This is a genomic window from Actinokineospora bangkokensis (genome assembly GCF_001940455.1).
In the GTDB taxonomy this organism is placed as follows: domain Bacteria; phylum Actinomycetota; class Actinomycetes; order Mycobacteriales; family Pseudonocardiaceae; genus Actinokineospora; species Actinokineospora bangkokensis.
Genome location: NZ_MKQR01000025.1, coordinates 1 through 26,633 on the forward strand (window position 1 = coordinate 1; position 26,633 = coordinate 26,633).

Genomic DNA, 26,633 nt, shown 5'->3' on the forward strand with positions numbered 1-26,633 from the left:
AACAAACGACCGGGCTCTTCACACCGCCGAAGCCGAAGGCGAGGCGACACACCACCACACCTCACCGAAACTCAGCCACAGTGGACAGACGCACCCAAGCGTCCACCCACGCGTCCACCGACCCCTCCCCACCAAAAGCGGAAACCACGTCAGCGCAACGCCGAAGCCCCACCCCCGCCAATCTCCGAGCAGCGGCCTCCACCCGCTCCCCGTAGCTCGGCGAAGGGTGCGACAACCCCCGGTGCGCGGGCTCGGCCAGCGTCGCCAACGCGTTCTCCAGCGCCAGCACCAACGGATCGGCCGCTTCAGCCTGCACCACCCCAAGATCGGCGCGCCGGTCCGAAGGCGCCAGGTCCAGCACCACAACCCCACCCCCAGCGCGCACGGCCACCGGGTCCACAGTGATCACCCCGCCAACCCGCGACACCGTCCCGCTGATCTCCGTGGGCCCCGCCACCAGCTGATCGGCAAGGGCGTCCAGCGCTCCCGGGCACACCCCGCGGTAGTCACAGGAAACCAGCGCAGTGCCCCCCACCCCGTCGTGGACCTGGGCCGTGAGCCGTTGCGCCCCAGGGCTGTACGACAGCGCTCCGACCTCAGCGACCCGCAGCACGCGCACGAACTCCGCGGCGACCCGAGGACGGACGCACCACGGTGGCAGGGAGGCCAGTTCTTCCGACAGCGCCTCATAGGACGTGACGAGCACCGACGGGGGCAGGGCGGTCCAGGCGTCTCCCAAGGGGGTGATGGCGGTCTTGGCGAGGCTGCCCTGGGTGATGCGGATTTCCCTGCCCGCGCTGCGGGTGGCGGACTCGCTGACCACGTTGGCGGTGGCGAGCTTGTGGAGGGGGGTGCCGACCACGCGGCGGGCTGCGAGGTCGGGGCCGGTGGTGGAGTCGTCGGTGTCCCAGGCGCGGCGCAGGAGCAGGACGGTGCCGCTGTTGGGGTCTGCGAGGTAGACCTCGGCGGTGCGGTGGGTGTCGGTGCCGGTGATGCGGCAGCCGAGGGCGGTGAGGCGGATGCGGCGCAGGGGGGTGGTGGCGCGCTCCTCGGTGCCCAGGACGCGGGAGCGGAGGCTGGCGCCGCCCGCGGTGACGCTGCGGTGGCGGGCGTGGAGTTCGGCGACGAGGGTGGCGACGCGGTGGGCGCTGTAGGTGGCTGAGCGGTCGGTGTAGGCGGTGAGCTGGGTGGACAGGTCGTCGAGGACGGCGACGGGCCAGCGGAGGTTGCGGGGTTCGAGGTCGTCGGCGGTGCGGCGGAGGGTGGCGGCGAGGACGGGGCCGGAGTTGACCGCGCCGGAGCGCAGGACGTCGTCGACGGCGGTGAGGGCGGCGTCGAGGCCCGAGCCCTCCCGCAGGGCCGCGCCGCCGACGTCGACGCGCTGCTCGGGGGCGTCGGGGTCGCGCTCGTCGGCGGCGCGGAAGGCCCACACGGCCAGGACGACGTGCACGTCGCGGGTGGTGGCGGTGGCGTCGGTGTCGACGTAGCCCAGTTCGCCCGGCACCAGGAACCGGACCGTGCACGAGGCCAGCTCCGCCACCGCCGGGTCGGTGCCCGCGGGGCGCCGGACGCGGGCGGGGTACCCGGCGCGCCAGGTCTTGCGGGCGGTGGCCAGGGTGCGGGCGGTGAACGCCGCTTCCAGCTGCTCGTCGGTGAAGGCGCCCGGCGACCACGGCGCGGCGGGCTCGGCGGGGGCCTGCTCGACCGGGTCCGCGGCGGCGGTGCGCTGGTAGGCCAGGACGAGGCCGATGCGGTGCCTGCACACCCCGGGCGCCGCGCACGAGCAGGTGCCCGCGGCCAGGCCCGCGCCCGCGGGCAGCACGGCGGTGGCGCCGTCGGGGAACTCGCCGCGGACGGTGCCGTCGGCGTCGGTGGTGACGACCGGCAGCGTCCCGGCGTCGATGTCCTTGGTGGCCCGCTTGACCAGTCCGCGGTTGGCCAGGGCGACCAACGCGTCGGGGGTGAGGGCGAGCAGGTCGGCGCGCACGGCGGTCACCGCCCGATCCGCTCGGCGACGAAGTCGGCCAGCTGGCCCGGGGTCATCGCGCCCACGTGCGCGCCCAGGTCGGCCATCCGCTGCGCCAGGTGCCGGTCGTACTGGGGCACCGCCTCGGCGTCGAGGGCGGCCAGGCCGAGCACGTGGGTGCCCTGCTGGCACAGCGACCGCACCTGCGACAGCAGCAGCCCGGGGTCGCCGCCCTCGTAGAAGTCGGAGATGAGCACCAGGATCGACCGGCGCGGGTTGGTGATCAGCCCCGCGCCGTAGGTGACCGCCTTGGCGATGTCGGTGCCACCGCCGAGCTGGACCTTCATCAGCAGCTCCACCGGGTCGGTGACGTCGCGGGTCAGGTCCACCACGGAGGTGTCGAAGGCGACCAGGTGCGTCGAGAGGCCGGGCAGGCCCCACAGGCAGGCGGCGGTGACCGCGGAGTGGATCACCGAGTCCACCATGGACCCGGACTGGTCGACCAGCAGCACCAGCTGCCACCGCTCGACGTGCTTGCGGGCGCGGGAGTGGAACTTCGCGGTCTCGATCGCGATCCGCCCGTCCTCGGGCCGGTAGTGGGCGAGGTTGGCCCGGATTGTGCCGCGGAAGTCGAAGTTGGCGGCCACCCGGAACGAGCTGGGCCTGCGCACCCGGGTGCCGGTGAAGCTGGGGCGCACCTCGGCGCGCAGCTTCTCCAGCAGCTCGCGCACCACCTGCTCGACGATGCGCCGGGCCAGGGCGAGCACCTGCGGGTTCATCAGGTGCTTGGTGCGCAGCACCGCCCGCAGCAGCGACTGGTTGGGCTCCACCCTGGCCAGCACCTGCGGGTCGGTGACGATGTCGTCGATCTCGTAGCGCTCCACCGCGTCGCGCTCCAGGCGCTCGACGGTCTCGCGGGGGAACAGCCGGTGGATGTCGTCGAGCCAGTCCAGGGTGGTCAGCTCGGAGGCCCCGGCGCCGCCGGTGCGCACCCCCCGCTTGTCGTTGTCGGTGTCGCGGCCGTAGAGCCAGTCCAGGGCGGCGTCGCGGGAGCGCGCCCGGGCGCTGAGCCCGTCGGGGGCGCACTCCTGGGCGGGCTCGCCGAGCACGAGCCGCCAGCGCTCGAGGTGCGGGTCGGTCACGGGGTCCCCCTCAGCAGGCCCTCGCGGGCCAGCAGCGCGTCGACCCTGGTCTCCAGGGCGGCGGCCTCGGCGGCGAGGACGGGGTCGGTGGTGGTGCGCAGCAGCGAGCGGGCCGAGCGGCGCAGGCCGCGGCGGGCCAGCAGGCCGTGCGCGATGGCCTCGCGCTCGGCGGGCGGGAAGAACGCGAACGCCTGGCGCAGCGCGGGCAGCGCGATCAGGAACTCCTCGTCGTCGAGGTCCCCGACGCGCTCGTCGAGCAGGCCCAGGACCGCGTCCTCGGCCAGCACCTCCTCGCGGGCCAGGGCGAACAGCCCGGCCAGGAAGTCGCCGAGGCGGGCCGGGGTGGGCGGCAGCCGCACCGGGCCGGGGGCGCCCAGCGACCAGCTCAGGCCCAGGCCCGCGCCCGCGAGGTCGGCGGGGACGTCCGCGCGGGTGGCGATGCGCTGGGCCACCCCGATGACGTCCTCGACCGCGGCGGTGACCACGGTGGGGGCGTGCCGGACGGCGTCGCGGACGGCGGCGAGGGCGAGCAGCCGGGGCACGTCGGCGGGCCCGGCGCCGTGGGTGCCCTCGGCCAGCCACAGCACCCGGGTGGTGGCGGTGTCGACGACGGCGGCCAGCGCCGGGCTGCCCGCGGTGCCCAGCAGCCGGTCGTGGCGCCACAGGCCCAGGGTGGTGGCCAGCGCGGCGCCGACCCCGCCCAGGTCGGTGGCGGTGGCCACGGCGTCGGCGATGCGCTCGCCCAGGTCGGCGGCCAGCGCGTCGACCCCGCACAGGGCGGCGTCGAACAGCACCCCGGCCAGCTCGCCCACCCCGGTGCCGCGGCCCAGGACGCGGCGGCGCAGCGCCGCGGCGGCGGCGTCGGGCAGGGTGGCGCCGTGCGCGGCGGCCTCGATGAGCGCGGGCAGCCACCGGTCCGTGCGGCGCAGCTCCCACTCCTCGCGGGCGGTGGGGTCGGCGCCGCCGGTGGGCCCGGCGGTGCGGGTGGCGCCGGGGATGCCCAGCACCCGCAGCCGGTGCAGGAAGCTGCTGCGGGCCAGGCCGCGCGGGTCGGTGAGGTCGATGCGGACGGCGCCGCCGGTGTCCAGGCCCAGGTCGACCAGCTCGGCGTCCACGGCGGCCAGCAGCGGCGGCAGGGGGGTGTCCGGGTGCAGGCGGCCGGTGCGGTCGCCGGTGAGGGCGGCGACCATCTGCACCACGGCCGGGTGCCCGCCGGGGGCCATGGTGCCCTCGGTGGTCCACGGCAGGCGCTGGTCGAGGCCGTCGGAGACGAGCGCGGACACCAGGGCGTCGAGCACGTCGGTGCGCGCGGGGTGGGCGTGCCCGCGCAGCGCGGCCAACCCGCCCGCCTGCGTGCGCGCGGCAATCAGGTCCGCTGTGGACACCGGCTGGTTGCGGGCGCGCAGGCGGTCGGCCACCGACTGCACGAGCCCCTGCGCGGCCGCCTCCGGCCCGTCCTCCCACAGGCGCTGGTAGTACTCGGGCGAGGGCATCCCGGACTGGTAGCCGGTGAAGGCGTCGAGCCGCTGGTTGGAGTAGGGCACCAGGTAGCTCGCGCCCTCGGACCCCGGTGGCGGGCTGGGCACCGCGGGCCAGTCGGTGCCGCCGCCCGCCGCGACGAGCTTCACCAGCGCGGGCCGGTGCAGGCCGCCGGTGACGACCACGACCGGCCGGTCGCCCGCGTCCGCGACCGCGGCGCGCACCCACGCGGCCATGTAGCGCTCGCGGTCGTCGTCGGCCGCCGACACCGAGGTGTCGCCGCGCAGCAGGTCGAAGTAGGCGGCCAGCCGCTCGGCCAGCCCGTCGTCGCCGTGCACCTCGACCATGTGGTCCCAGAGGGTGTCGGCGTTGTCCACGGTGAACTCCCGGCACAGCCGGTCGACGACCTCGCCGTAGCGCAGGGCGCCGTCGGCGTAGCGGTTGTCCCGGTCGGCGAAGGCGCTGTGCCAGGCGGGCAGGTCGATGAACCGCACCCGCGCGCCCACCGCCGTGCCCTCGGTGAGCGCCACCCACTCCGGGGAGTAGTCGCACAGCGGCGACCAGGACAGCTGACTGCCGTGCTCGCCGCGCAGGTAGCTGAACACCGCGATGGGCAGGGTGTGGCCGAGCAGCAGCTCACCGAGCCGGTCGTTCATGTCGACCGGCCCCTCCACGAGCACGTGCGCGGGCCGCAGCTCGCGGATGCGCGCGCGCACCAGGCGCGCGCACGCCGGGCTGTGGTGGCGCACGCCGATGAACTCCGCGCCCATCAGCCGGGCAGCAGGTGCCGGGCGCCGTGCAGCTCGGACCAGGCGGCGCCGGAGCGCTTGCCCGCCTGCTGCTCCAGGTAGCGGCGCAGCCTGGCCAGGTCCTCGGCGTCGTCCTTGGCCGCGGTGCCCGCCAGGCAGGCCACCACGTCGGCGGCCGAGCCGGGTTCGCGGCGCAGGAACCAGCCGCGCAGGCCGACCGCGTGCGCCACCGACACCGCCTCGGCGGTGGACATCACCGTCGAGAGCCGCTCGCCGTCGCGGCCGGCGCCGCCGCGCAGGTCGCGGAAGGCGCGCACCAGCACCTCCAGCACGTCCTGCCGCTGCGGCACGGCCACCCCGGACTGGCGCAGCAGCCGCCCCGCCTCCTGCTCGACCAGCGCCAACTCGGTGCCGAAGTCCGCGATGGGGAACACCGTCTCGAAGTTGAACCGCCGCTTGAGCGCCGCGCTCATCTCGTTGACGCCCCGGTCGCGGGTGTTGGCGGTGGCGATGACGTTGAAGCCCGCGCGGGCGAACACCATGCCGTCCGGCCCGGTCAGCTCCGGGATAGCGATGACCCGCTCGGACAGCAGCGACAGCAGCGAGTCCTGCACCTCCAGCGGGCAGCGGGTGATCTCCTCGAACCGCACCACCGCGCCCTCGGCCATGCCGCGCAGCATCGGCGCGGGCACCAGCGAGCGGGTGGACGGGCCCTCGGAGACCAGCAGCGCGTAGTTCCAGGAGTACTTGATCTGGTCCTCGGTGGTGGCCGCGCCGCCCTGCACGGTGAGCGTGGACAGGCCGCTGACCGCCGCCGCCAGCAGCTCCGACAGCAGCGACTTGGCCGTGCCGGGCTCCCCGACGAGCATCAGGCCGCGGCTGGTGGCCAGGGTGACCAGCGACCGGTCGATCAGCGACGGGTCGCCGACGAACTTGCGGCTGATCCCGGCGGACTCGTCGCCGACGATGAACCGGCGGGCGGCGTCCATGCTCAGCCACCACCCCGGCGGGCGGGCGCCGGTGTCCTCGGCGCGCAGCCTGGCCAGCTCGTCGGCGTGGCGGACCTCGGCGGGCGGCCGCTGGAGGGTGTCGTTGTCGCTCATCGCTCTTCCGTGTTCGCGCGGGGTCGGTGGTCGGGGGTCACTGGGCGGTCAGCATCAGCAGGTCGGCCAGGAACTCCGAGGCCACCACCGCGTCGATGCCGGAGAAGGTGTGCTTGACCTGGTCGCGGCCCCAGTAGTAGGTGGACTCGTCGGCCAGCCAGACGTGCCGCAGGGTCAGCTCCGGCCACATGTCGACCATGCCCACGGCGATGCCCGGGTCGAGGTCGATGACCAGGGCGCGCCCGTCGGACAGCGGCTTGGAGACCCACCCCTCCACGCCCCCGTCCATCGGGGTGCCGCGCTCCCAGCCGCGGTGCACCAGGCCGAGCACCCGGCCCACCGGCACCACCGCGCCCTCGAACCGGGCCAGCGACCGCGCGGCCCGCTCCTCGTCGGTCAGCTCGTGCACCGGCCTGCCCAGCTGCGGGAAGGGCTGGAGGATCTCGTAGTCGGCGAACAGCTCGCTCCAGGCGCCCAGCGCGTCCCCGAGGTGCAGCGGGTGCGCGACCCCGACGGAGGCGTCCTCGGGCAGGGTGAAGGTGTCGTCCTCGACATCGGCCAGGGTGCGGTCCTCGGCCAGCCGGAACGACCCGGTGAGCGCGCCCGCGCGGTCGTAGGTGCCCCACACCAGGCGGCGGACGAGGTGCCACAGCAGCGGGTGCCCCGCGAAGAACTGGGTGAACTCCTCCGCAGGCCAGCGGCGGCCCACCACCATCGCCCGCTCCAGCCTGCGCACCTGCTCCTGGGCGACGGCCTTGACGTCCTTCTTCAGCCCGGAGAACAGCTGGTAGGCGTGCGGGGCCAGGGCCGGGTCGTCCTTGGCGCCGGGCTTGGGCAGCACCTTGCGCGGTGTGCCGTCCTCGTCGCGGACGAACGGCTTGAGCTGCTCGTCGAAGCCCACGGTGAACCGGCGCGGGCCGTAGTCGAGCACCATCGACCCGGTCTCGTCCAACCCCAGGTCGGGCACCAGCCGGTCGGCCAGCTGCTCGGTGGACAGGCCCAGGCCCTCGGCCACCTCCAGCATCTTCTCCTGGGCGCGGCCACGCAGGCCCTTGAACTTCACCTTGTTCGCGATGCCGTTGAGGTGCATCAGCGCCACGTCGCTGCCGATCTCGGCCAGCACGTCCAGGCCGGTGACCGCGCGCTGGTGGCCGCCCTCACCCGGCCAGGCGCGGATGAGCGGCGCGAGGCCGCGCACCACCTCGTCGTCCCCGATGTCGCCGAGCACGGTCAGCGCCCAGCTCTGCTTCGACGGCGCCCCGGTGGTCAGCCAGTAGCGGAACAGCTGCCAGCCGAAGCGGGCCAGCGACGCCGCGTCCACGTGCTCCTTGACCTGCGCGAGCCCCGGGTACGGGTCGCCGGGCTTGCACAACGCGAAGACGGTGATGAGGTGCCCGGCGGCGGACAGCGGCAGCGCCGAGCGGCGGTCGGCCAGCAGCACCTGCGGCAGCAGCCCGGGGTTGGCCCAGTCCTCGACCGCGGGCAGCTTGGCGGGCAGCACCTCCAGCGGGTCGGTGGCCAGCACCGCCTTCACCGCCGCCTCGGCCTCCTGGCCGTACTCGGCGGCCACCGCCAGCACGGCCTCGTCGCCGTCGCGGGCGGCGACCTGGCGGGCCACCAGCTCGGCGGCGGTCCGGTCCTTGCCCGCCTTGCCCACCAGGACGGGCACCAGCGGGCGCAGCGCGGCGGCGCCGTGCCGGGCGAAGTAGGCCATGGCCCGGGACCGCACGCTCTTGAGCCGCCCCACCCAGCCCGCCATCAGCGCCGAGACCTCCGGGCCGGTGAACGGCTGGAGCAGGTCCACCGCGGCCTGCGGCTGCGCGCCCGCCAGGTGCAGCAGCGCGTCGAGGGCGTCGAGCTCGAAGCGGGCGACGAGCGGCCTGCCCCAGCCGTCGAAGTACCAGCCGTCGTCCGGGCGCCACCGCCGCAGGACGGCGAGCGAGCGGTCGACGGGCCCCTGCACCAGCAGCGGCAGCTGCTTCCAGTTCCCGTAGCGGGCGGTGGGCGAGAACGCCGAGCGGTACTCGGCGTCCCAGTCGCCGCGCTCGAACGCGCCCTCCTCGCGCGGTTCGCGCGCCCACCGGTCGCGCTCCCCCTCGGCCCAGGCGATGCCGCGCCCGCCCCGGGGTTCGAGACCGGCGACGACCTGGGCCCTGGTCCGCGAGCGCGGGCGCAGCCACGGCGGGTCGGCCAGCACCGGGGGCAGGTCGGCGGGGTCGGCGTCGGGCACCCGCTCGGCGGAGGTGGTGACGATGCCGTCGAGCACCGACCGGGCCTGCGGGGACACCTCGACGCGCTCGACGACGTCCGGGCGGGCGAGGACGTGCGCGGTGAGCAGGGTGCCCAGCACCCCCGGGTCGCGCTTGCCCGCGATCGCCTCGGCCAGCAGGCGCGCGCCCCGGCACGGGAAGCGGCGCAGCGCCTCCTGCACCGCGGACGGGGCGTTCTTGCTCTTCGGGGCGCGCTCCAGCAGGGCGGAGAACGCCTCGTCGCCGGGGAAGGTCGCCAGGTGGCCCAGCACGGCGCGCTCGGCGTCGGTGCTGGCGTCGGCCAGCCACTCCAGCAGCGCGGGCACCAGCTCGACCCCGTGGGTGTGCACGAGGGTGGGCAGCATCCGGGGCGAGTACGTCAGCATCCACACCGACACGCGGGGTCGGACCTGGTCCAGCTCGGCCAGGTCCTGCGCGGCCTGGGCGAGCAGGCGCAGGAACGTGCCCTGGACACTCGCCTGCGCGGCCAGCGCTTCACGGCGCCAGTCGTCCTCGGTGGGCAGCAGGTAGGCCGCGAGGGCGCGTCTGCTGTCGCTGGTGCGCCAGCGGCCCGCCGCCTCCACGGCGGCGGCGTGGTCGGCGTCGGGGGCCGTGGCCAGCGCGTACCGGATCCGCTCGGCCAGCCCCTCCCCCGACCACCGCCAGTTGGCCTGCACGTCGACCCGGTCGACGAAGGTCCCCGGCTCCCGGTGGGTCGCGTTGTGCGCGATCGCGGTCAGCGCCAGCACCGCCTCGGTGGCGAACGCGGGACCCCACTCGGCGAGCCAGTGGTCGGCGAAGACGACGTACTTGGACTCGTCGGACCAGCGGGCGGAGCCGGTGCACACCGCCAGCACGACGGCCGCGCCGAGCGGGTGGGGCGAGCCGCCCAGGTGGGCGTGGGCGGCGGCGCGCAGCTCGGGGTGGGTGCGCGGGTCCGCGAGGGTGGCCACCAGGGCGCTGCGGCGCAGCTCGACCAGCTCGGTGGCGGCGGCGGTGGCGCCCGGGGTGAGCTTGCGGGGGCTGGTGGCGGTGCCGCGGCGGGGCACGGCGTAGCGGGCCACCGAGGTGTGCGGCTGCCAGACGTCCTCGTCCGGCCACTCCGCCACGTCCTGCCCGGCGGCCACAGCGGGCCCAGCGGCCACCAGGGGCTCCGGCGCCTGGGTGGGCTCAGCGGGCTCGGCGGCGGGGGTCTGGTCGCCGCCCGCGGGCGGTGCGGCGGCCTCGTCCGGGGTGGACTGTCCGACCGCGACCGGGGCGCCCACCTCGGAGTACCCCTTGCGCAGCTTCTCCCCGACCAGCTTGTCCAGGTGCGCGGTGGCCGCCGCCTGGGTGGCGAACTCCTTGTCCTTGGCCTGCCCTGTGGTGCCCAAGCGCCCCCAGCGCACCGACACGACGAGCCCACCGGAGGTGAGCCCGCCCTCCCAGAACTTCTCCGACCCGCCGCCGACGTACTCCAACCGCCGCATGGTGCCCCTCAACCCGTACCTGTTCGTCCGATTGACAGCCAACGTACCGGTCGCCACCGACAGTTTTGGGGCGTTCGCCGGAGTGCACCGGGGCAGGGGCACGGGTAGAACTGGGTGCCCGGTTGTTCCCGGTCCGAAGGGAAGAGGTCCAGATGGGTGCTCGGCACCGCTTGGGCGCACTCTCCGCGGCGGTGCTGACCGCCGCCGGAGTCGCGCTGATCCCGGCAACACCGTCCGCGGCGACCCCCGCGACCCCGGCCCCGCCCACCGGCCCGGTGGCCACCGGGCGCGGCGGGGCGGTCGTCTCCGACACCGTGCAGTCGACCGAGGCGGGCCTGTCGGTGCTGCGCCGCGGTGGCACCGCGGCCGACGCCGCCGTGGCGGTGGCGGCCACGCTCGGCGTCACCGACCCGTTCGTCGCGGGCCTCGGCGGCGGCGGCTACTTCGTCTACTACGACGCCCGCACCGGCCGCGTGTCCACACTGGACGGCCGGGAGACCACCCCGCGCGCGGGCGACGAGAAGATGTTCGTCAACCCCGCCACCGGCCAGCCCTACGACTTCGCCACGGCGGTCACCAGCGGCCTGTCCGTCGGCGTGCCCGGCATGCTCGCCACCTGGGAGCGCGCGTTGCAGAAGTGGGGCCGCTTCCGCCTCGCGGACACGCTGCGCCCGGCGATCGAGGTGGCCGACCGCGGCTACCCGCTCACCCCGGCGCTGCGCACCCAGATCGCGAACAACGAGTCACGGCTGCGCCAGTTCACCTCGTCGTCGGAGCTGTTCCTGCCGGGCGGCTCGGTGCCCGCGGTCGGCACGGTGCTGCGCAACCCCGACCTGGCCAACACCTACCGCGACATCGCCCGCGGCGGCGCCAAGGCGTTCTACGGCGGCGCGGTCGGCCGCGACGTGGTGGACGCGGTGCAGAACCCGCCGCTGGCCCCTGACCACACGATCACCCCGCCGCAGGGCCGGATGGTGCTCGACGACCTCAAGTCCTACAAGGTGGTCGACCAGGCGCCCACGCACATCCGCTACCGCGGCCTCGACGTCTACGGCATGGCGCCCTCCTCCAGCGGCGGCATCACCGTGGGCGAGTCGCTGAACATCCTGGAGAACTTCGACCTGCGGAAGATGGACCGCACGCAGGCCCTGCACCACTACCTGGAGGCCTCCAAGCTCGCCTACGCCGACCGGAACCGGTTCATCGGCGACCCCAGGTTCGTCAAGGTTCCGCAGGACGCGCTGCTGTCGGACCGGTACGCCGCCTCCCGCGCCTGCCTGATCGACCCCGCCAAGGCCGCCACCGCCCCCGTGGCGCCTGGCGACCCCGCCAAGCCGGGCTCGTGCAAGGCGGGCACGGCGACCGCCACCCCGGACACCGAGGTGCACACCAACCACTTCGTCGTGTCCGACGCGTGGGGCAACGTCGTCTCTTACACCAACACCATCGAGCAGCTGGGCGGCAGCGCCATCGTCGTCCCGGACCGCGGCTTCCTGCTCAACAACGAGCTGACCGACTTCAACTTCGCCCCGACCCAGGGCAGCGCCCCGGACCCGAACCTGCCGGCGGCGGGCAAGCGGCCGCGGTCGAGCATGTCCCCGACGATCGTGCTCAAGGACGGCCGCCCGTGGCTGGCGGTGGGCTCCCCCGGCGGCTCGACGATCATCACCACCGTGCTCCAGGTGCTGGTCAACCGCATCGACCTGGGCATGTCCCTGCCGGAGGCCATCGCGGCGCCCCGGGCCAGCCAGCGCAACACCGCGGCGGTGACCGCCGAACCGGCGTTCATCTCCGGCGCGGGCGGGCTGACCGCGCTCGGCCACACCTTCAACCCGCAGGCCGAGATCGGCGTGGCGGCGGGCCTGGAGTTCCTGGGCAACGGCAAGGTGCTGGCCGTCGGTGAGCCGACGCGGCGCGGCGGCACCTCGGCGGGGGTGCTCTTCCCGACCCGCTGACCTGCGCTGCCCGGTGCCCGGCTCCCCTGGGGGCCGGGCACCGGCGCGTCAGGAGGTGCCGTCGTCGAGCAGGGCCTTGATGGCCGCGCGCTCGTCGCCCGGGAACACCATGACCCGCAGCCCCTCGCCGTCCTCGGCGGGGACGGTCGTGGCGCGCACCCCGGCCTGCTTGAGCCGCTCCTCGACGAACTGGGCCGCGGTGCGGCTGGGCACCTTGGCGATCTCGCGGAGCAGGCCGTAGTCCTTGCGGGTGTCGGAGGCGAACGACCAGCGCAGCACCAGCCCCAGCGCGCCGATCACCAGCAGCGCGACGAGGGTGAGGTAGGGGGCGGGCAGGTCCATGCCGCCATCCTCCCGTCTTGACCGATCCGGTGCCGACCAGGGCGCCTTGTGAGCAACTGCACGGGGGCGATCTCTGTTACCGGCCAGTATCCTTCACCAAAACGTCGGTTGCTAACGGAGGTTAACCGGTGCCGTACCCCACTGATGGAGAGCGCGACCGCCCGTGGGTCATGCGGACCTACGCCGGCCACTCGTCCGCGGCCAAGTCCAACGAGCTCTACCGGCGCAACCTGGCCAAGGGCCAGACGGGCCTGTCGGTCGCGTTCGACCTGCCGACCCAGACCGGGTACGACCCCGACCACGAGCTCGCCAAGGGCGAGGTGGGCAAGGTGGGCGTGCCGGTCAGCCACATCGGTGACATGCGCACCCTGTTCGACCAGATCCCGCTGGGCGGGGCGAACACGTCGATGACGATCAACGCGACGGCCATGTGGCTGCTGTCGCTCTACGTCACCGTGGCCCAGGAGCAGGCCGACGCCGAGGGCACCGACTGGCACGAGGTCGTCGGCCGCCTGGCGGGCACGACCCAGAACGACATCATCAAGGAGTACCTGTCGCGGGGCACCTACGTGTTCCCGCCCGGGCCCAGCCTGCGGCTGATCACCGACATGGTCGCCTACACGGTGCAGAACGTGCCGAAGTGGAACCCGATCAACATCTGCAGCTACCACCTGCAGGAGGTCGGCGCGACCCCGGTGCAGGAGGTCGCCTACGCGATGTGCACGGCCATCGCGGTGCTCGACGCGGTGAAGAACTCCGGGCAGGTGCCGGAGGAGAAGTTCGGCGACGTGGTCGCCCGCATCTCGTTCTTCGTCAACGCGGGCGTGCGGTTCGTGGAGGAGATGTGCAAGATGCGCGCCTTCACCGAGCTGTGGGACGAGATCACCCGTGACCGCTACGGCATCGAGGACCCCAAGCACCGCCGGTTCCGCTACGGCGTGCAGGTCAACTCCCTGGGCCTGACCGAGGCGCAGCCGGAGAACAACGTGCAGCGCATCGTGCTGGAGATGCTGGCGGTGTCGCTGTCGCGCAAGGCCCGCGCCCGCGCGATCCAGCTGCCCGCCTGGAACGAGGCGCTGGGCCTGCCCCGGCCCTGGGACCAGCAGTGGGCGCTGCGCATGCAGCAGGTGCTCGCCTACGAGACCGACCTGCTGGAGTACGAGGACATCTTCGACGGCTCCCCGGTGATCGAGGCGAAGGTCAACTCGATCCTGGAGGGCGCGCGCGCCGAGATCGACCGGGTGCAAGCCATGGGCGGCGCCGTCGCGGCCGTGGAGTCGGGCTACATGAAGACCCAGATGGTCGGCTCGCTGGCCGACCACCGCCGCCGCATCGAGGCGGGCGAGCAGGTCATCGTCGGGGTGAACAAGTTCGACACCACCGAGCCCAGCCCGCTGCAGGCCGAGGGCGCCAAGGCGATCGAGACCGTCGACCCGGTGGCCGAGCAGGAGGCCGTGGACGCCATCAAGCGCTGGCGGGCGGGCCGCGACGCCACCACCGTCGAGGACGCCCTCACCGGCTTGCGCGACGCCGCCAAGACCGACGCGAACCTGATGGAGGCCACGATCACCTGCGCGAAGGCCGGGGTCACCACCGGCGAGTGGGCCCAGGCCCTGCGCGAGGTCTTCGGCGAGTACCGCGCCCCCACCGGCGTCTCCGGCGCCTCCGCCACCGGCGAGGCGGGCGCCGCCCTCGGCGCCGTCCGCGACCGGGTCAAGCAGACCGGCGAGGAGCTCGGCGAGCGCCTGCGCATGCTGGTCGGCAAGCCCGGCCTCGACGGCCACTCCAACGGCGCCGAGCAGATCGCCGTCCGCGCCCGCGACACCGGCTTCGAGGTCGTCTACCAGGGCATCCGCCTCACCGCCGACCAGATCGTCGCCGCCGCCGTCCAGGAGGGCGTGCACGTCGTCGGCCTCTCCATCCTCTCCGGCTCCCACCTCGACGCCGTCCCCGCCGTCGTCGAGGGCCTGCGCGCCGCGGGCGCGGGCGACATCCCCGTCGTCGTCGGCGGCATCATCCCCCCCGACGACGCCGCCGTCCTGACGGCCAAGGGCGTGGCCCGCGTCTTCACCCCCAAGGACTACGAGATGACCCAGATCATGAACGAGATCGTCGACGTCATCCGCGAGGCCAACGACCTGGCCTGACCCCCGCCACCAGGGGCGGGTTCCTCCGGGAACCCGCCCCTGCCGCATTGCTCACCACGGCGCCACCCACGAACCGGCCCCGCTGTGCGTTGGCCCTGCCGGTTGGTCCTGTTCGCGACGGCCATCCCCAAGCCCCCGGCCCCCATCAACCACTCGGCCGAGTTGTCCACAGCCCTTTCGCGGTGGTCAAGTTCCGTCGCCCCCCACCGGTAACGTTGAAAACAGGGGTCCCCTTGCCCGGGCTACCCCCGCGCCAGCCTGGGTCAAAGTGGCACGAGAAGACACCAAGGCGACCACCCCCACAAACCGAGTCCGGACAGCAGGCACTGCCCGGTTGGGTGGATTCGCTTGGTCGGGGGTGACGATCATGTGCTATCCAAACGGGACGGGCGGGCGTCTTTTCAGCCCGCCTTTTCCCCGCCCGCAGCACATGATCGTCATAGGGGCCCCGACCAAGCGGATCCACCCAACCGGGCCCACCACCCAAACCCCCGCTTGTCCAAAGCCCCGCGGCAGCGGGGAAGCACGGGGTCAAGAAGCCCAGGGGATGCGACGCCCGGGAGGAGCGCTCTCCAACCAGGAGAGGAACCCGGTGAGCGCGTCGGGCGCCATGGCGATCTCGAAGGGCGGGATGCCGGTGCCCGCGGGCGGCTCGAACCGCAGCACCTTGGAGCCGAGCGGCATGTTGGGGGTCTCGCCGCGCTCGGGGTCGCGCCGGGAGGCGATCTCCAGGACCTCCCGGCTGATCCGGCGGTCCGGGCCCGCCTTGAGGCTCAGCGCGCGGAACCAGGCGAACTCGTCGCCCTGGTAGCGGGCGACGCCGAGGTGCCAGCCCTTGCCGGAGTCGTCGGCCCTGGCGCGCATGGCGACGTGCACGCCGCCGGAGCGCAGCAGCCGCAGGCGGCGGTAGACGAGGGCGAGCAGGACGAGCAGGACCGCGGCCAGGAGCACCACCACCACCGAGCTGATGTCCACCGGCCGCTCCCCTGCCCGCTAGGCCGTCATCAGGCCGTCTGCTCGGCGGCGCGGAGCTGGGCCGCGGCCCTGGTCCTGGTCGCGTCGTCGTCGGCGGTGAGGGCGGAGCGGGCAGCGGAGACGTCGATCTCGGTGGAGAGCTCGGCGGCCTCGGCGAGGATGCTCACCGCGTCGGCGGTGACGGAGAGGAAGCCGCCGTAGACCGCGGCGACGACGGTCTCGCCGTCGGCGGTGCGGATCTTGACCACGCCGCCCTCGACGAGCTGGCCGAGCACCGGCTCGTGGCCCGGCATGATGCCGATCTCGCCCTCGGTGGTCTGGGCGACCACGAAGGTGCCCGTGCCCGACCAGAGGCGTCGTTCCACGGCGACCAGTTGGACGGACATCTCGGCCACGGGGTGCTCCTTCGGGTCGGGACTCGGGCCGGGCAGCGGTGACGCGCCCGGTCGGGGTCCAGTCTAGTCGGACGCGGCGCGCGATCCCCAGGCAGGCCGGTGTCGCCGCGCACAGGACAACCCGATCGACCGAGGCCGCCCGCACCCCGTTCCGGGCACCGGGGCTCTCCTGGCGCCGCAGGGCAACCGCGACAGGCGATCGGGGTCATCCTGCCGAGTGGTCCCTCCCCGCGTCCTGTCACGCCACTGGGCCGCCGCACCCCGGGACGCACCGAGGCCCGGTGCCCCCAGCTGGGGGGCACCGGGCCTCGGTGAGCGGCTGGCGGGCCTCAGGCCTTCTTGCCGGTCAGCTCGTGGTAGCGGCGCTCGAGGTCGTCGAGACCACCGATGGAGAGGAACGCCTGCTCCGGGACGTGGTCGTACTCGCCCTTGGTCACCTTGTCGAACGCCTCGATGGTGTCCGACAGCTTGACGAACGAGCCCGCGTCGCCGGTGAACTTCTCCGCGACGAAGAAGTTCTGCGACAGGAAGCGCTCCAGGCGGCGCGCCCGGTTCACCGTCACCTTGTCCTCTTCGGACAGCTCGTCCATGCCGAGGATGGCGATGATGTCCTGCAGCTCCTTGTACTTCTGCAGGATCCGCTTGACCTCCTGGGCCACCCGGTAGTGCTCGGCGCCGACCACGCCCGGGTCGAGGATCCGGGAGGAGGAGGTCAGCGGGTCGACCGCCGGGTAGATGCCCTTCTGCGAGATGGGGCGGGAGAGCTCCGTCGTCGCGTCCAGGTGGGCGAAGGTGGTCGCCGGGGCGGGGTCGGTGTAGTCGTCCGCGGGCACGTAGATCGCCTGCATCGAGGTGATCGAGCGGCCGCGGGTCGAGGTGATCCGCTCCTGCAGCTCACCCATCTCGTCGGCCAGGGTGGGCTGGTAGCCGACGGCGGAGGGCATGCGGCCCAGCAGCGTCGAGACCTCCGAGCCCGCCTGGGTGAACCGGAAGATGTTGTCGATGAACAGCAGCACGTCCTGGTTCTGGACGTCGCGGAAGTACTCCGCCATGGTCAGCGCGGACAGCGCGACGCGCATGCGGGTGCCCGGCGGCTCGTCCATCTGGCCGAAGACCAGCGCGGTGTCCGGCAGCACCCCCATCTCCTCCATCTCGAGGAAGAGGTCGGTGCCCTCGCGGGTGCGCTCGCCGACCCCGGCGAACACCGAGGTGCCACCGAAGTTGCGGGCGATGCGGGTGATCATCTCCTGGATGAGCACCGTCTTGCCCACGCCCGCCCCGCCGAACAGGCCGATCTTGCCGCCCTCGACGTAGGGGGTCAGCAGGTCGATGACCTTGACGCCGGTCTCCAGCATCTTGGTCTTGCCCTCGAGCTGGTCGAAGGCGGGCGCCTTGCGGTGGATGCTCCAGCGCTCGGCGTCGGCGGCGTGGCCGGGGGCGTCGAGGCACTCGCCGAGGGCGTTGAACACGTGGCCCTTGACCGCGTCGCCGACCGGCACCGAGATGGCCGCGCCGGTGTCGCGCACCGGGGTGCCGCGGACCAGGCCGTCCTGGGGCGCCATGGAGATGCAGCGCACCAGGTTGTCGCCGAGGTGCTGGGCGACCTCGAGGGTGATGGTCTTCTTCAGCGCCTCGAGCTCGACCTCGACCTTGAGGGCGTTGTAGAGGTCGGGCACGGAGTCGCGGGGGAACTCGACGTCGACGACGGGGCCGATGACGCGGACCACGCGGCCGGTGCCGGTGCTGGTGGTGGGTTCCTGGACTGCGGTCATGGCTTATTCATCACTTCCTGCGGCCGAGAGCGCCTCGACGCCGCCGACGATCTCGCTGATCTCCTGGGTGATCTGCGCCTGGCGAACCTGGTTGGCAACGCGGGTGAAGCTGCGGACGAGCTCGTCGGCGTTGTCGGTGGCCGCCTTCATGGCCGTCCGCCGGGCCGCCGACTCCGAGGCCGCCGACTCCAGCAGCGCCGCGAAGATCCGCGTGTTGACGTACTTCGGGAGCAGGTTGTCCAGCAGCACCTCGGCGCTGGGCTCGAACGAGTACGCCGAGCTGAGGGTCTGCTCGGAGTACTCGACCTCCATCGGGGCGACCCGGGTGGCGGTCGGGCGCTGCGACAGCATGGACACGAACTCCGTGTAGACCACGTGCAGCTCGTCCACGCCGAGCACGCCGTCGGGACCGGGCTGGTCGCCCTCGTCGTCGGCGCCCCGCAGGAACGCCTCGACGAGGGTGTCGCCCGCCGCGGCGGCGTCGGTGTACCCCGGGGCCTCGGAGAACCCGCTCCAGCTGCCCGCCACCTCGCGGTTGCGGAACCGGTAGTAGTTCAGGCCCTTGCGGCCGATCACGTACACCACCGGCGTCTTGCCCTGCTCGCGCAGCAGCGCTTGCAGCTCCTCGGCGGCGCGCAGCACGTTGGCGTTGTAGCCGCCGCACAGGCCCCGGTCGGAGGTGATGACGACGACGGCCGCCCGGCCGGTGCGCCCGCGCTCGACCAGCAGCGGCGAGTCCAGGTTGGACGAGCCGGTGGCCAGCTCGGTGAGCACCGAGGTGATCTCGTCCGAGTACGGCTTGGCCGCCGCGACCCGGGCCTGCGCGCGGCTGATCCGCGAGGTGGCGATCAGCTCCTGCGCCTTGAAGATCTTCTTGAACGACTGGGCGGAGCGGATCCGCTGTCGGATTTCCCGGAGTTGCGCCATGTCGTCAGGCCTTCGGCTGCGACTTGTTGACCTTCACCGTCTCCTGGCCGACCTCGGACTCGGCCATCGCGTCGGCCTGGTCGCCGGTGCCCAGCGGGGTGCCGTCGCCCGCGGTGAAGGACTTCTTGAACTCCTGCACCGCCGCCTGCAGGCGCTCGATGTTGTCGTCGGTGAGCTTCTTGTCGGTGCGGATCTCGTCGAGGATGCCCGCGTGCCGGTGCCGGATGTTGTCCAGCAGCTCGGTCTCGAAGCGGCGCACGTCGTCGACGGCCACGTCGTCGAGGAAGCCCTTGGTGCCGACGAAGATGGAGACGACCTGCTCCTCCATCGCGACCGGGGAGTACTGGCCCTGCTTGAGCAGCTCCATCATCCGGGTGCCGCGCTCGAGCTGGGCCTTGGAGGTGGCGTCGAGGTCGGAGGCGAAGGCGGCGAAGGCCTCCAGCTCGCGGTACTGGGCCAGCTCCAGGCGCAGCGTCGAGGCGACCGACTTCATGGCCTTGGTCTGCGCGGCGGTGCCGACGCGCGAGACCGAGGTGCCGACGTTCACCGCGGGCCGCTGGCCCGAGTTGAACAGGTCGGACTCCAGGAAGCACTGGCCGTCGGTGATGGAGATGACGTTGGTGGGGATGTAGGCGGAGATGTCGTTCGCCTTGGTCTCGATGATCGGCAGGCCGGTCATCGAGCCGCCACCGAGGTCGTCGGACAGCTTCGCGCAGCGCTCCAGCAGGCGGGAGTGCAGGTAGAAGACGTCGCCGGGGTAGGCCTCGCGGCCCGGCGGGCGGCGCAGCAGCAGCGAGATCGCGCGGTAGGCCTCGGCCTGCTTGGTCAGGTCGTCGAAGATGATCAGGACGTGCTTGCCCTGGTACATCCAGTGCTGGCCGAGCGCGGAGCCGGTGTAGGGCGCCAGCCACTTGAAGCCCGCGGAGTCCGAGGCGGGGGCGGCGACGATGGTGGTGTACTCCATCGCGCCCGCGTCCTCCAGCGCGGCCTTGACGCCCGCGATGGTGGAGCCCTTCTGGCCGATCGCGACGTAGATGCAGCGGACCTGCTGCTTCGGGTCGCCGGTCGCCCAGGCCTTCTTCTGGTTGATGATGGTGTCGACGCAGACCGTGGTCTTGCCGGTCTTGCGGTCACCGATGATCAGCTGGCGCTGGCCGCGGCCGATCGGGGTCATCGCGTCGATGGCCTTGATGCCGGTGGGCATCGGCTCCTCGACCGGCTGGCGCTGCACCACGGTCGCGGCCTGCAGCTCCAGCGCGCGGTTGTCCTCGGCCTCGATGTCGCCGAGGCCGTCGATCGGGGCGCCGAGCGGGTCGATGACCCGGCCGAGGAAGGCGTCGCCGACGGGCACCGACAGCACCCGGCCGGTCCGCTTGACCTCCTGGCCCTCCTCGATCTTGTCGTAGTCGCCGAGGATGGCCGCGCCGATCTCGCGGGCGTCCAGGTTCAGCGCCACGCCGACGATGCCGCCGGGGAACTCCAGCAGCTCGTTGGCCATGGCCGAGGGCAGGCCCTCCACGTGGGCGATGCCGTCACCGGTGTCGGCCACGACCCCGACCTCTTCCCGGTTGACGTCCGGGGAGTAGCTGGAGACGTAGTTCTCGATCGCACTGCGGATCTCGTCCGACGAGATCGTCAGCTCCGCCATGTCGTTCCTGCTCTCGCTTCGTTTCTGGAAAGTTCTCGGGGTCAGGCGAACCGGCGCCGCAGCGCGTCGAGCCGTCCGCGGGTGCTGCCGTCGATGACCTCGTCGCCGACCTTGATCACCAGGCCGCCGCCGAGGTCGGGGTCGACCTCCAGGTGCAGGGCGATCGGGCGGGAGTAGATCCGCTGCAGCGAGCTGGTGAGCCGGTCCTGCTGCTCCGCCGAGAGCGGACCGGCCGACACCACGTGCGCGACCGAGCGCTCGCGGCGGCGGGCCGCCGCCGCGGCCAGCGCCTCCAGGCCGGTCACCAGGCCGCGGCCGCGCGGCTGGGCCACCAGGTTCTCCACCAGCGTGGCGGTGGCGGCGGTGACCTTGCCGCCGAGCAGGTCGCGGACCAGCGACACCCGCCCCTCGGCGGGGGCGTTGCGGTCGGTCAGCGCCCGCTCCAGCTCGGTCTGGTCGGCCACGATGCGGCCGAACCGGAACAGCTCGTCCTCGACCGAGTCCAGCTCGCCCACCCGCTCGGCGGAGACCAGGACCGCGGTCGTGGCCAGCGACTCCAGGCCGTCGACCAGTTCGCGGGGGGAGGACCAGCGGGCCCCCACGGCGGCGGAGACCACCGCGAGGGTCGCGTCCGAGACCTTGCCGGTCAGCAGGCTGGTGGCCAGCCCCTGGCGGGCGGCGGGCTCGGTGGACGAGTCGGCCAGGGTGCGGCGCAGGCCGACCTCCCGGTCGAGCAGGCCCGCGACGGCGAACAGCTCGCCGCCCAGGCCGTCCGCGCCGCCCTCGGCCACGTCGAGCAGGGTCAGCTCGACGGCGGCGAGGGCTTCCCGGCTCGCGGCGTGGAATGTCATCTGCGCGTCCCCTAGTTCTTCGCCGGGGCCGAGACCGAGTCCAGCTCGGCGAGGAACCGGTCGACGGTGCCGCGGCGGCGGGTCTCGTCCTCCAGGGACTCACCCACGATGCGGCCCGCCAGCTCGACGGCGTTGCGGCCCAGCTCGGCGCGCAGCTCGGCGACGATCTGCGCGCGCTGGGCCTCCAGCTGCGCCTGCCCCTGCGCGACGATGCGGGCGGACTCCTCCTGCGCCTGGGCGCGCAGCTCTTCCTTGATCTGCTCCGCCTCGGCGCGGGCGTCGTCGCGGATGCGCGCGGACTCCGCCCTGGCCTCGGCCAGCTGCGCCTTGTACTGCTGCAGCGCGGCCTCCGCCTCGGCCTGCGCCTGCTCCGCCTTGCGGATGCCGCCCTCGATCTTCTCGGTCCGCTCGGTGTAGAGCTTCTCGAAGCGCGGGACGACGAACTTGGCGATGATGAACAGCAGCAGGAGGAACGCGACCAGGCCGAGGATGATCTCCGCCAGGTGCGGCAGGACCGGGTTCAGGTCCTCCGCCTCCTGGGCCAGGACCAGTGCGGTCTTCAGCACGACGACTCCCTAGACGTGAAGGTGGACCTGATCAGGCAGCGCCGGAAGCGATGAAGTAGAGCACCAGGCCGATCAGCGCGAGGACCTCGACGAGGACGAAGGTGGTCCACGCGATGTTCATCAGCTTGCCCTGGGCCTCGGGCTGGCGCGCGGTGCCGTTGATGACCGCGGCCCAGATCAGGCCCACGCCGACGCCCGGGCCGATCGCACCGAGGCCGTAGCCGATGGCCGCGAGGCCCGGGTTGAGGTTCCCCGAGAAGGCATCCTGGGCCAGAACAAGAGCGCTCACTGTGTGTATCCCTTTCCAACTCGGTCCGCGGGCACCCGCGGATCGGGGGTCTGTGCGTTGACCGGTGTGGCCACGCGGTGCGACCGGCGACCGGTCAGTGGTCCTCGGCCAGCGCGCGGCCGATGTAGCTCGCGGCCAGCAGCGCGAAGATGTAGGCCTGCAGGACCTGGATGAAGGCCTCCAGGAACGTCATGGCGATCGCGAAGGCCCACGCGACGATCGACACCGGCTTGAGCGGCACCGCGGCGTGCAGCAGCAGGTACTCACCGCCCAGGGTGAAGACCAGCAGGATGAGGTGACCGGCGAACATCGCGGCGAACACCCGGATGGCCAGGGTGATCGGGTCCACCAGGAACTTCAGGAACAGCTCGATCGGCGTCAGCAGCAGCAGCACCGGCTTGGGCACGCCCGGCGGGATCAGCTGGTTCTTGAGGTAGCCGCCCAGGCCGAACTTCTTGATGCCCACGCCGTGGTAGACCGGGTAGACCACCAGGACGGCCAGCGCCAGCGGGAAGGCGATCTTGGACATCGTGGGGAACTGGATGAACGGGATGATCCCGTAGATGTTGTTCACCAGCACGAAGGTGAACAGGCTCAGCACCAGCGGGACGAACGGCTGGAACTCCTTGGAGCCGATCTGGTCCCTGGCGATGTTGTTGCGGCCGAAGTCGTAGACGGACTCGGCGGCGAACTGCCACTTGCTCGGCACGACCTTGAGGTTGCGCGAGGTGATCAGGAAGAAGGCCGCGATGATCACGACCGACAGGACCACCAGGACCATCGGTTTCGTGACGTCGCCGAAGATCGGCGGGAGAAAGAAGTCCTTCACGCCCGGCGGGTTGAACGTGTCACCCTCGGCCAGCACCAGCCTGCCCAACTGTGGGCTCCTTCCGGTTCTCCCGGCCGGCGTTCACTCCGCCGGGGGAATCGTCACGATCAGGACGTAACGTACCTGACAACCTCTGGGGGTCCTCACTCGGCCACCCCTTGCCAGGACGACCTCCCGGCGGCGTGCGCGCAACGCGGCATCACCGCCGTCGAAGGGGACCCTATCAGGCCCCTTGTGGACCACCGACCGCGCGTACTGCCCGGTAGCGCGCGGTCGGTGTACGCCGGGTGAACGGCGGCTGATCGGCTGTCGCGCGGGGCGGCCCGAACCCTCACGCCGGCGAGCATCGGGGCCTGTTCGGTGTGACAGCGGTGAGTGCCCGGCGGTGCACGACCTGTGATCGACAACTCCGCGCCCGTTCCCGTTCACCCGCCGTGGGCAGAAGTGGGAAAAGGACTTCGCGACAGGAATGGGGCGATTTCGACTATTGGGCCGAATAGCGGAAAAGCGCTGCGCCTCAGCGCTCGCCCGCGGGCACGATCGTGGGGATCTTGGTGCGGCGGAACGCCACGGCCTCGGCGGCGGCGGCCACCAGCACGACGGCGATCATCGTCAGCCCCAGCGACTTCGCGTGCAGCCCGTCCACCCCGCGCAGCAGGGTCATCACCACGAACAGCAGCAGCATCTTGCCGACGAACCCGCCCAGCGAGGCGGCCATGCCGATGTGCGGGCCGGAGTTGGCGCTCAACCGCATCAGGGCCAGGGTGATCAGCGAGGACGCGCACGCCAGCGCGCCGCCGATCAGCGCGCTGACCACGCCCGGGGTCCCGTGCAGCACGCCGAACAGGACCGCGCCGAGCGCGACGGTGGCCAGCGACGGCCAGAGCGCGTAGCGGAACATCGCGCTGGCCAGGGTGAGCTGCGCCCGCGCGTGCGGGGAGACCTCGTCCTGGGTGCCGGTGGTGGGGTGCTCGCTCATCACGTCCTCGCTCATCTCGGCGTCCAGTGTAGGCGCGGCCCGGCCCGGCCCCGGCTCAGCCCTGCCTGCGGGCCAGCACGCGGGGCAGGAAGGAGGCCGCCGCGGCGATCACCACCGCGATGAGCACCCCGGAGGTGACGAAGAACACGTCGAAGATGGTCAGGGCCACCGCGCCGAAGGCCAGCACGCCCGCCCACAGGTAGATGAGCAGCACCGCGCGGCGCTGCGAGTGGCCCACGGCGAGCATCCGGTGGTGCAGGTGCATCTTGTCCGCCGAGAACGGGCTCTCCCCGCGCCGGGTGCGCCGGACGACGGCCATCATCAGGTCCAGCAGCGGCACGAACAGCACCGCGGCCACGATGAACAGCGGCGAGAGCGTCGCGATCGTCTCGGTGGCGCCCCACAGCGTCGGGTTCGCCCGGCCGGAGGCCGAGGTGCTGGCGGCGGCGAGCATCAGGCCGATGAGCATCGAGCCGGAGTCGCCCATGAACAGCCGGGCGGGTTGGAAGTTGTGCGGCAGGAAGCCCAGGCACGCCCCGGCCAGGGTCGCCGCGATCAGCGCGGGCGGGTAGTTGTTGACGTCCCCGTTGGACTGGTCGAGCAGGTGCAGGGAGAACGCGCAGGTCGCGATGGCGGCGATGAGCCCGATGCCCGCGGCCAGGCCGTCGAGGCCGTCGACGAAGTTCATCGCGTTGACCATGGTGACCGCGAGCAGGATCGCCAGGATCCCGCCCTGGTTCTGGTCGAGGATGAGCACCGAGCCGAAGTGGTCGTCCCCGCCGCCCCAGGGCACCCACAGCACGAACCACTGGATGCCGAAGAGCACCAGCACGCCCGCGCAGGTGGTCTGCCCGGCGAACTTGGTCAGCGAGTCCAGTTCGAACCGGTCGTCGAGCATGCCGATGAGGACGATCACGCCGCCGCCGATGAGCACCGCCACCGGGTCGAGGCTGTAGTCGAAGGCGCGGCGCAGCACCGGCAGCTGGTGGGCGAGCAGGATGCCGCCGCACACCCCCAGGTACATGGCCACGCCGCCCATCCGCGGGATGGGCACCACGTGCACGTCGCGCTGCCGGGGGTAGGCCACCGCCCCGACCCGGATGGCGAACAGCCGGACCAGCCCGGTGAGCAGGAAGGTCAGCACGGCCGTGATGAGCCCGACGAGCAGGTACTCCCGCACCGGCAGCCCGGCGGGGGCGAAGCCGCTGAGCGGGGTCACCCTGCGGCGCTCCTGGGGTCGGCGGGGGACGGGCTGGCCACGGCTGTGCTCTCCTGCGGCGGGAAGGGGGACGGGGGGCGCACGTCAGCGGGGGGCGGTGGCGACCTCGGTGCCGAGCACCTCGGACACCTGCGCCAGGCTCACCCCGCCCTCGCGCAGCACGACCGGCTCGGGGCCGACCAGGCTCACGATGGTGGAGGGCACCGCCTCGACGACGGGGCCGCCGTCGAGGTAGACCGGCAGCTCCTCGCCGAACTGGGCCACCGCGTCCGCGGCGGTGGCCGCGGGCGGGCGGCCGGACTTGTTGGCGCTGGAGACCGCCATCGGGCCGACCTCGCGCAGCAGCTCCAGGGCCACCGGGTGCAGCGGCATGCGCAGCATGACCGTCTGCCCGGTCTCCCCGAGGTCCCACTGCAACGAGGGGGCGTGCGGGAGCACGATCGACAGGTCACCGGGCCAGAACGCCTCGATCAGCTGCCTGGCCGCGGTGGGCACCGACAGCACCAGGCCGTCCACGGTGGACCACGAGCCGACCAGGACGCCGACGGGCATGTCCGGGCCGCGGTTCTTGTGCGCCAGCAGGGCGCGCACCGCGCCCGCGGAGAAGGCGTCGCAGCCGATGCCGTACACGGTGTCGGTGGGGACCACGACCGACCGCCCGGCCCGGACGGCGCTCGCTGCGGCGCGCAGGCCGTCCGCGCGCTCCTCCGGCACGCTGCAGTCGTAGACCGTGCTCACCCGGGCGACTCTAGCGGTGCCCGGGGTGCCCGGTGCCCGCGACCCACGGGCCCCGGCGCGGGCCGCGCCACCCGGGTCTGCGGAACCGGACCACGATCAGGTAGAGCAGGGCGCTGCCGGTGACGATCCCGGCCACGACCAGCGCGACGCTGCCGGAGACGCCGCCGATGGCGACCAGGGTGAGCCCGAGCGAGGCGGCGAGCACGGCCAGGCTGACCGCGATGCCCTCGGGCTGCCAGCGGTAGCGGCGGGCGGTGTCGACCTCGGCGAGCAGCCGCTCGGCGGTGCGGCGCAGCTCCTCGTCGTCGACGTCGAGGTCGAGGATGCGGCGGGCGGCGCGCTCGCAGGTGGCCACCTGCTCGGCGGTGGTGAACGCGCCGGTGGCCCCGGCCTCGGCCCGCTCGCCGGGGGCGGCGGCGCGGGCCTGGTCGGCCACCGAGCACCAGGTGCTGGCCAGGTAGTAGCGCAGCACCGGGTCGGGGTCGCCCCCGTGCAGCCGCTCCAGCTCCTCGGCGGCGGCCAGCGCCTCGCCGTTGGCCACGTGCGCCTGGGAGAGCCCGAGCAGGGCCAGCCGGTCGCCGGGGGCCTGGCCGAGGGCGGCCCGGTAGCTGCGCACCGCGGAGCGGACCTGGCCCCGGGCCAGCGCGACGTCGCCGAGGCCGACGTGGTCGTGCGGGTGCCCGCGCTCGGCCAGCGCGGCCTCGAACTGCGCGCGCGCCTCGTCGAGGTGCCCGCTGAGCAGGGCGGACCGGCCGCGGTCGGCCGCGGACGGCGCGCCGGGGGGCGCCGCGGGCGCGGCGCGCCACTTGGCGATGACGTCTTCCCAGGTACGGAGCATTGGATC

21 protein-coding genes are annotated in these 26,633 nt (G+C 73.1%); 2 read left to right on the forward strand and 19 right to left on the reverse strand.

Annotated elements, in window-relative coordinates; translation table 11 throughout:
• Positions 1-61: 61 nt before the first annotated feature.
• Genes BJP25_RS21880 through BJP25_RS21900 form a run of 5 tightly spaced genes read right to left on the reverse strand, consistent with a single transcriptional unit; the run spans position 62 to position 10,157 of the window.
• On the reverse strand, positions 62-1,996 hold the full coding sequence (locus tag BJP25_RS21880) for a hypothetical protein (protein WP_075976883.1): 1,935 nt from the start codon (positions 1,994-1,996) through the stop codon (positions 62-64).
• Positions 1,993-3,108 carry a VWA domain-containing protein gene (locus BJP25_RS21885; RefSeq protein ID WP_075976884.1) on the reverse strand — a complete coding sequence of 372 codons (1,116 nt, stop codon included), beginning with the start codon at positions 3,106-3,108 and terminating at the stop codon, positions 1,993-1,995. Before BJP25_RS21885 ends, BJP25_RS21880 begins: the two co-directional genes overlap by 4 nt.
• Positions 3,105-5,357 carry a DUF5682 family protein gene (locus BJP25_RS21890; RefSeq protein ID WP_075976885.1) on the reverse strand — a complete coding sequence of 751 codons (2,253 nt, stop codon included), beginning with the start codon at positions 5,355-5,357 and terminating at the stop codon, positions 3,105-3,107. Before BJP25_RS21890 ends, BJP25_RS21885 begins: the two co-directional genes overlap by 4 nt.
• Positions 5,357-6,439, reverse strand: a complete 1,083-nt coding sequence (locus BJP25_RS21895) for an ATP-binding protein (RefSeq protein WP_075976886.1) — start codon at positions 6,437-6,439, stop codon at positions 5,357-5,359. The genes BJP25_RS21890 and BJP25_RS21895 overlap by 1 nt, the downstream gene beginning before the upstream one ends.
• A gap of 37 nt (positions 6,440-6,476) precedes the next feature.
• Positions 6,477-10,157 (reverse strand): DUF4132 domain-containing protein, encoded by a 3,681-nt coding sequence (locus BJP25_RS21900; RefSeq protein ID WP_075976887.1) that lies wholly within the window; start codon positions 10,155-10,157, stop codon positions 6,477-6,479.
• A gap of 152 nt (positions 10,158-10,309) precedes the next feature.
• Here BJP25_RS21900 and ggt point away from each other — a divergent pair, with 152 nt between their 5' ends.
• Complete coding sequence (ggt, locus tag BJP25_RS21905; RefSeq protein WP_075976888.1) at positions 10,310-12,112, forward strand: gamma-glutamyltransferase; 1,803 nt, start codon at positions 10,310-10,312, stop codon at positions 12,110-12,112.
• A gap of 48 nt (positions 12,113-12,160) precedes the next feature.
• On the opposite strand, the gene BJP25_RS21910 is transcribed toward ggt, so the two are convergent.
• Positions 12,161-12,454 (reverse strand): hypothetical protein, encoded by a 294-nt coding sequence (locus BJP25_RS21910; protein ID WP_075976889.1) that lies wholly within the window; start codon positions 12,452-12,454, stop codon positions 12,161-12,163.
• A gap of 128 nt (positions 12,455-12,582) precedes the next feature.
• Here BJP25_RS21910 and BJP25_RS21915 point away from each other — a divergent pair, with 128 nt between their 5' ends.
• Positions 12,583-14,601 (forward strand): protein meaA, encoded by a 2,019-nt coding sequence (locus BJP25_RS21915; protein WP_075976890.1) that lies wholly within the window; start codon positions 12,583-12,585, stop codon positions 14,599-14,601.
• A gap of 531 nt (positions 14,602-15,132) precedes the next feature.
• On the opposite strand, the gene BJP25_RS21920 is transcribed toward BJP25_RS21915, so the two are convergent.
• The 13 genes from BJP25_RS21920 to BJP25_RS21980 all read right to left on the reverse strand — a co-directional run bounded on the left by BJP25_RS21920 (position 15,133) and on the right by BJP25_RS21980 (position 26,627).
• Positions 15,133-15,576: a DUF2550 domain-containing protein gene (locus BJP25_RS21920; RefSeq protein ID WP_075976891.1), complete on the reverse strand. Its 444-nt coding sequence runs from the start codon at positions 15,574-15,576 to the stop codon at positions 15,133-15,135.
• 29 nt (positions 15,577-15,605) lie between these two features.
• Positions 15,606-15,971: a F0F1 ATP synthase subunit epsilon gene (locus BJP25_RS21925; protein ID WP_075976892.1), complete on the reverse strand. Its 366-nt coding sequence runs from the start codon at positions 15,969-15,971 to the stop codon at positions 15,606-15,608.
• A gap of 329 nt (positions 15,972-16,300) precedes the next feature.
• A complete protein-coding gene (atpD, locus tag BJP25_RS21930; protein ID WP_075976893.1) occupies positions 16,301-17,743 on the reverse strand; it encodes a F0F1 ATP synthase subunit beta in 1,443 nt (480 codons plus the stop codon).
• Positions 17,744-17,746: 3 nt separating this feature from the next.
• Positions 17,747-18,670: a F0F1 ATP synthase subunit gamma gene (locus BJP25_RS21935; RefSeq protein ID WP_075976894.1), complete on the reverse strand. Its 924-nt coding sequence runs from the start codon at positions 18,668-18,670 to the stop codon at positions 17,747-17,749.
• 4 nt (positions 18,671-18,674) lie between these two features.
• Entirely contained in the window at positions 18,675-20,318 is a 1,644-nt protein-coding gene (atpA, locus tag BJP25_RS21940; RefSeq protein ID WP_075976895.1) for a F0F1 ATP synthase subunit alpha, read from the reverse strand.
• Between the two features lie 41 nt (positions 20,319-20,359).
• On the reverse strand, positions 20,360-21,169 hold the full coding sequence (locus BJP25_RS21945; RefSeq protein ID WP_075976896.1) for a F0F1 ATP synthase subunit delta: 810 nt from the start codon (positions 21,167-21,169) through the stop codon (positions 20,360-20,362).
• A gap of 11 nt (positions 21,170-21,180) precedes the next feature.
• On the reverse strand, positions 21,181-21,735 hold the full coding sequence (locus tag BJP25_RS21950; protein WP_269844565.1) for a F0F1 ATP synthase subunit B: 555 nt from the start codon (positions 21,733-21,735) through the stop codon (positions 21,181-21,183).
• A gap of 31 nt (positions 21,736-21,766) precedes the next feature.
• Positions 21,767-22,024 (reverse strand): ATP synthase subunit c family protein, encoded by a 258-nt coding sequence (locus BJP25_RS21955; RefSeq protein WP_075976897.1) that lies wholly within the window; start codon positions 22,022-22,024, stop codon positions 21,767-21,769.
• A 94-nt stretch (positions 22,025-22,118) separates the two neighbouring features.
• Positions 22,119-22,901 (reverse strand): F0F1 ATP synthase subunit A, encoded by a 783-nt coding sequence (atpB, locus tag BJP25_RS21960; RefSeq protein ID WP_075976898.1) that lies wholly within the window; start codon positions 22,899-22,901, stop codon positions 22,119-22,121.
• Positions 22,902-23,370: 469 nt separating this feature from the next.
• Positions 23,371-23,847, reverse strand: coding sequence for a hypothetical protein (locus BJP25_RS21965; protein ID WP_233158203.1), 477 nt, complete (start codon positions 23,845-23,847; stop codon positions 23,371-23,373).
• A gap of 40 nt (positions 23,848-23,887) precedes the next feature.
• A complete protein-coding gene (locus tag BJP25_RS21970; RefSeq protein ID WP_075976899.1) occupies positions 23,888-25,051 on the reverse strand; it encodes a glycosyltransferase family 4 protein in 1,164 nt (387 codons plus the stop codon).
• A gap of 84 nt (positions 25,052-25,135) precedes the next feature.
• Complete coding sequence (locus tag BJP25_RS21975) at positions 25,136-25,789, reverse strand: L-threonylcarbamoyladenylate synthase (protein ID WP_075976900.1); 654 nt, start codon at positions 25,787-25,789, stop codon at positions 25,136-25,138.
• A gap of 10 nt (positions 25,790-25,799) precedes the next feature.
• Positions 25,800-26,627, reverse strand: a complete 828-nt coding sequence (locus BJP25_RS21980; protein WP_075976901.1) for a tetratricopeptide repeat protein — start codon at positions 26,625-26,627, stop codon at positions 25,800-25,802.
• Between the last annotated feature and the right edge of the window lie 6 nt (positions 26,628-26,633).